Origin of the sequence: Corallococcus sp. CA041A, from assembly GCF_003612075.1 — a bacterium.
GTDB classification, from domain to species: Bacteria; Myxococcota; Myxococcia; order Myxococcales; family Myxococcaceae; genus Corallococcus; species Corallococcus exiguus.
The window spans coordinates 1-3688 of the sequence record NZ_RAWF01000460.1; the positions used below are offsets into that span (position 1 = coordinate 1).

At 71.5% G+C, this 3688-nt stretch carries 4 protein-coding genes; 1 reads left to right on the forward strand and 3 read right to left on the reverse strand.

The annotated features are described in order from the left end of the window. The coding region (locus tag D7V77_RS40955) for a DUF3943 domain-containing protein (RefSeq protein WP_233597539.1) at window positions 1–1509 on the forward strand (1509 nt) is incomplete at its 5' end. A gap of 13 nt (window positions 1510–1522) precedes the next feature. Here D7V77_RS40955 and D7V77_RS40960 read toward each other — a convergent pair. The 3 genes from D7V77_RS40960 to D7V77_RS40970 all read right to left on the reverse strand — a co-directional run. Beyond that, the gene (locus tag D7V77_RS40960; RefSeq protein WP_120581594.1) at window positions 1523–2137 is read right to left on the reverse strand and encodes an MOSC domain-containing protein; all 615 of its coding nucleotides are present in this window, start codon (window positions 2135–2137) and stop codon (window positions 1523–1525) included. A 36-nt stretch (window positions 2138–2173) separates the two neighbouring features. Continuing rightward, the gene (locus tag D7V77_RS40965) at window positions 2174–3148 is read right to left on the reverse strand and encodes an MBL fold metallo-hydrolase (protein ID WP_120581595.1); all 975 of its coding nucleotides are present in this window, start codon (window positions 3146–3148) and stop codon (window positions 2174–2176) included. Between the two features lie 63 nt (window positions 3149–3211). Further along, window positions 3212–3688: DMT family transporter (locus tag D7V77_RS40970; protein WP_147452337.1), on the reverse strand; the 477-nt coding region annotated here is incomplete at its 5' end.

Sequence of the window (3688 nt, forward strand, 5' to 3'; positions counted from 1 at the left end):
CTCCGGGGGCCGTGGCTGCCGCGAGGCGTGGCGCTGGCGTGCGCCCTGCGCGCCTGCGTCGCGTCCGCGGACGGTTCGCCACAGGACATGGTGCGCTCCGTCCCGTCCAACGTCATGGCCCTCTGCGCGGCGCGGCTTTCGCCCGGCCAGGAGACCCAGTGGGCCCCCTGTCCTCCCGCGGCCGAGCAGAGCCCCTCGCTGCCGGAGGATGCGCCGCTGAAGGAGGACAGCATCCGGGACAACCCCGAGCCCCACCCGTGGATTGCGTTGGGGGAAGTGACCGCCATCAACCTGGTCGTCTGGACGTACGACCGGTACATCGCGCACAAGGACTGGGCGTACATCTCCCCGTCCGTATGGAAGGAGAACTTCCGCACGGGCTTCGTCTGGGACCAGGACGGCTTCTCCACCAACCAGTTCGCCCACCCGTATCACGGCAGCCTCTACTACACGGCCGCGCGCGACAACGGCCTGCCGTTCGCGGCCGCGGTGCCGCTCACCTTCCTGGGCAGCCTGCAGTGGGAGCTGTTCGCGGAGAACGAGCCGCCCTCCGCCAATGATCTCATCAACACGACCGTGGGCGGCGTGGCCATGGGCGAAGCCCTCTACCGGCTGTCCTCGCTGGTGCTGGACACGGAGGCCCGGGGCCGCGAGCGCTTCGTCCGCGAGCTGACCGCCGGCGTCATCAGCCCCATGCGCGGCATCAACCGCGTGGTGCGCCGCGACGTTTCGTACCATGGCCCCTCGCCGACGGAGTGGTGGCCGGATGACATCGCGGGCTGGGCCTCGCTGGGCTACCTCAAGCTGGGCGACGGCAAGTCCCTGGCCTGGGGCGAGGATCAGTTCTTCATCCAGGGCGCCCTGCGCTACGGCGACATGTACCGGGGCGACTTCCACCGCCCCTTCGACGCCTTCGACGCGCGCGTCCAGTTCACCACCCGGGAGACCAGCCTCGTCACCAACGCGCGGCTGCAGGGCCTGCTCGTGAAGTCCACGCTCTGGAGCGCCGAGCGCGACGAGCTGCGCCTGGGCCTGCTCCAGCAGCTCGGCTACACGGACACGCTCGCATATGAAGTGGGCGGCCAGTCCCTGGACGCGGGCCTGCTGCACGAGCACCGGTTCCTCAACCGCTCCCGGCTGAGGACCGCGCTGCTCGTGGACGGCAGCCTCCTCACCGGCGTCACCTCCGAGCACACCGACAGCGAGGGCAACGAGGGCCGCGACTACGACTACGGCCCCGGCCTGGGCTTCCAGCTCCAGATGGCGTACCTGCGCGAGGACTGGGAGGTCGTCACGCTGGAGGCGGGCGCCTTGCACGTGCTGGTGGTGGACGGCTCGGGCGGCGCGCACCGGGTGCACCAGGCCCAGCTGCAGGTGGACCTCCCCGTGTACAAGAACCTGGGGATGGGCTCGCAGCTGAACTTCTTCCGGCGCCACAGCCGCTTCGACTCCTTCCCGACCGTGACGAAGGACACCTGGCAGCTGCGCATCTTCCTGTCCCTGCACTGAAGGCAGGGGACGCTCAGCCCACCGCCTCCGACGACGGCGCGGAGGGCAGCGAGTACGTCACCGGCGGCGGAAGCATCACGCGCACCTCGTCGCCCGCGCGGATGAGGCCCGGGCGTTCCACCCAGCCCACCAGCCCGCGCTTCTGCCACGCGGCCTTCACGAAGCGGCCCGCGAGGCCCTTCATGTCCGGGTGGTGCGCTTCAATCACGCGGCCCGGCCCCACGCAGGGCAGGTTCTCCCCTTCCATCACCAGCGTGGCCTCTTCCGGGAAGAACAACCGCGTCCCCGGAGGCAGGTGCGTCAGCCGGGGCACGCCCACGAGCTCCAGGTTCGCGCCCAGCCACGACGCCAGCACGTGGGGCACGCCCAGCGTGCGCGCCACCTCCACCATCTCCTCGCGCGACACGATGGAGAGCTGCCGCGTGTTGCGGATGAGCGTGCCCTTGGGGAACCACGGCACCCGCACGTCCGCCTTGCGCGTGAGGCCCGCGTGCCGGTCTCCCTCGATGCCTTCGAAGGTGACCCTCAGCTCCGGGACCTCCCGGGTGACGAAGCGCTTGGGTTCAGCGTCCGTGCACAGCAGCACGTTGGCCAGGTGTCCGGTCAGCGAGGGAGCAGGAGTGGGCATATCGGGCGCCCGTTCCAACACGCGGCCGCGACAAAATCAAAACAGGGTCATCTGCTGCGGCTTGCCCAGCGGGCGGGCGTCCGTGCCCGCGTCGCGCAGCGCCTGCGCCAGCTCCTCCGCGAAGCCGTGGCAGGTGATGACATCCCGCGCGCCGGTGTCCTTCACGTAGCGAATGAGGGACGGGAAGTCCGCGTGGTCCGACAGCGGGAAGGCCACGTCCGCGCCGTAGCGCCGCGCGCCGCCGGGGTCCATGGCCCAGCCGGTGAGCACCGCCGTCGCCCGGGGCCAGTGCGGCGCCAGGGCCCCGCCCCGCGCCAGGTGCGGCGGGAAGAAGAGCACCTCGCCCGGCTCCACGCGGCCGTCGTAGCGGCGCAGGTTCTCGATGGGGACACCCAGCTCCGCGTACAGCTCCGCGACTTCGAAGATGGACGGATGCGCCACCAGGTGGAAGCCGCGCAGGGCCAGCTGCTTCATCGCCTCCTGGCTCTTGCCCAGCGGATAGCCCAACAGCACCGGCGTCACGCCCCGGCTCAGCTGCGCGCGCAGCCACGTCTCCACCTGCCCCAGCACCTCCGGGCGCGGCGGGAAGCGGTAGCGCGGATGACCGAAGGTGGACTCGATGACCAGCGTGTCGCAGGTCGCGACCTCCGTGGCCTCCGCGGTGAGCGACGGCGCGGTGTTGAGGTCCCCCGTGTAGACGATGCGCTTGCCATCCGCGCGGGTGACGCGCAGCTGCGCGCTGCCCAGGATGTGGCCCGCGGGCAGCAGCTCCAACAGCAGCGGGCCCAATTCGAACGGACGGCGGAACGGCACGGACAGCGGGGCCGCCACGGGCCCCAGCCGGTGGGCCATGAAGCGCAGCGTGGCCGCCGTGGCGATGGTGCTCTCGTGACGGGCGATGTGGTCCGAGTGCCCGTGGCTGACGAAGGACAGCGGCGACTTGCGCTTCGCGTCCAGCGACAGGGGCGTGCCCGTCAGGTGCAGGCCGTTGCGTCTCAGATCCACGCTCATGGGATGGGCGCTGTCATAACGCGGCCCGGCCGCTCGTGCTCCTGCCGGGGCCGCGTCGGATGCTCAGGCGGCGGGCGTGCGGCCCCGTGCCCGCCATCCGTCCCACACCGCCGTGCCCAGCTCCGACGCGAAGACGCCCACGACGATGAGCGCGCCGCCCAGCCACTCCTTCGGGCCCAGCACCTCGCGGCCCACCGCCACGGAGTAGGCCGAGGCGAACACCGGCTCCAGCGCGAAGATGAGCGCCGCGCGCACCGCGCTGGTGCGCGCCTGGCCCCACGTCTGCACCAGGATGGCCACCGCGCTCGCGAGCACGCCACACGCGAGCACCGCCCCCACGAGCGGCGGGGTCCACTCCAGCTTGCGCTCCACGAAGGGCAGGCACAGCGCGGACATCACCGCCACGCCGACCAACTGCACGGACACCAGGCCCACGGCGTTGTCCTTCGTCGCGAAGCGCTCGGTGAGCAGGATGTGGCCCGCGTACGCCACCGCGCACCCGACGGACAGCCAGTCCCCCAGGCGGAAGCCCCCCAGGCC